Below are 1,873 nucleotides of genomic sequence, written 5' to 3' on the forward strand. Positions count from 1 at the left end.
GGGGGGGGTGTGGGGGGCGGGGCCGCCCCCCCCCCGCCCGCGCGGCCGGGGGGCGGGGCCGCCGCCCCCCCCCCCGGCCGCCCCGCCCCCGCCCCCTTCCCCGCCCTCTCCCCCGCCGCCGCGCGGGGGGGCTGGATCCCGCAAACACCCCTCTGGCCAACGGAGTTGAGGTCGGCCCCGACCCCCGGGAGCGGCCCGCCGGAGCTGCCACCCCGGCCGACGCGGCCGTATGCTCTTGCGGTACTCTGCAAATCTATGCCAGAGTGCGGGCATCGGATCAATCAGGCCGAATCCCCTCACACGTCGCTAAATCAGGAGCCCGCACCGCGGGTGGGTCAAGGGTGCATGCATGTCGAAGGTCTTGAGCAAGCTGCCGGTCGGTGAACGGATCGGCATCGCATTCTCGGGTGGGTTGGACACCTCCGTCGCGGTCGCGTGGATGCGCGAGCACGGTGCCGTCCCCTACGCCTACACGGCCGACATCGGCCAGTACGACGAGCCGAACCTCGCCGACGTCCCGGCCCGTGGCCGTGCCTACGGCGCCGAGCAGGCCCGCCTGATCGACTGCCGGGCCCCGCTGGTCGAGGAGGGCCTGGCCGCCCTGGCCTGCGGCGCCTTCCACATCCGCTCCGCCGGGCAGACCTACTTCAACACCACCCCGCTCGGCCGCGCCGTGACCGGCACCCTGCTGGTCCGGGCCATGCAGGAGGACGACGTCTCGATCTGGGGCGACGGTTCGACCTACAAGGGCAACGACATCGAGCGGTTCTACCGCTACGGCCTGCTCGCCAACCCCAACCTGCGGATCTACAAGCCGTGGCTGGACCAGGACTTCGTCACCCAGCTCGGCGGCCGCAAGGAGATGTCCGAGTGGCTCGCCGAGCGCGACCTGCCGTACCGGGACTCCGCCGAGAAGGCCTACTCCACGGACGCCAACATCTGGGGCGCCACCCACGAGGCCAAGCGGCTGGAGTTCCTGGACGCCTCGCTGGAGATCGTCGCCCCGATCATGGGCGTCGCCTTCTGGGACCCGGCCGTCGAGATCGAGACCGAGGACGTCACGGTCGACTTCGAGTTCGGCCGGCCGGTCCGGATCAACGGCCGTGAGTTCGGCTCCGCCGTCGACCTGGTGCACGAGGCCAACCGGATCGGCGGACGGCACGGTCTGGGCATGTCGGACCAGATCGAGAACCGGATCATCGAGGCCAAGAGCCGCGGCATCTACGAGGCCCCGGGCATGGCGCTGCTGCACATCGCCTACGAGCGGCTGCTGAACGCGATCCACAACGAGGACACCCTCGCCACCTACCACACCCAGGGCCGGCGCCTCGGCCGCCTGATGTACGAGGGCCGCTGGTTCGACCCGCAGGCGCTGATGCTGCGCGACAGCCTGCAGAAGTGGGTCGGCCAGGCCGTCACCGGCAGCGTCACGCTGCGGCTGCGGCGCGGCCAGGACTACTCGGTGATCGACACCCAGGGCCCGAACTTCAGCTACCACCCGGAGAAGCTGTCGATGGAGCGCAGCGTCGACGCCGCCTTCGTCCCGGACGACCGGATCGGCCAGCTGACCATGCGCAACCTGGACATCGCCGACTCCCGCAGCAAGCTGGAGCAGTACGCGGGCCACGGCCAGCTGGCGCCGTGGACCGGCCTGATCGGCGAGCTCACCCCGGGCGGCGCGGCGCCGATCGCGGCGGGCACCGGCGACGAGGCGGAGTCCACCGCGCTGGACCACGCGGCGATCGAGTCCGGCACCGACTGACATCTACGGGGCCCGACCGACGGGGACCCGACCGGCTACGGGCCGGAACGGGCCGGGGGGGGGGGGGGGCGCCCCGCGGGGGGGGCCCCCCGCGGCGGGCGCGCTCGCGCC

At 72.7% G+C, this 1,873-nt stretch carries 1 protein-coding gene; it reads left to right on the top strand.

The features are described 5' to 3' along the window. Positions 1-349 precede the first annotated feature (349 nt). Entirely contained in the window at positions 350-1,762 is a 1,413-nt protein-coding gene (argG, locus tag ACFWXO_RS44310) for an argininosuccinate synthase (RefSeq protein WP_380532690.1), read from the top strand. Positions 1,763-1,873: the final 111 nt, after the last annotated feature.

The sequence above is a fragment of the Kitasatospora sp. NPDC059088 genome (assembly GCF_042738155.1).
In the GTDB taxonomy this organism is placed as follows: domain Bacteria; phylum Actinomycetota; class Actinomycetes; order Streptomycetales; family Streptomycetaceae; genus Kitasatospora.

Bases quoted from the DNA above. Each gene is read 5' to 3' on its own strand.
- argG (WP_380532690.1), top strand. From the start codon at position 350: ATGTCGAAGGTCTTGAGCAAGCTGCCGGTCGGTGAACGGATCGGCATC.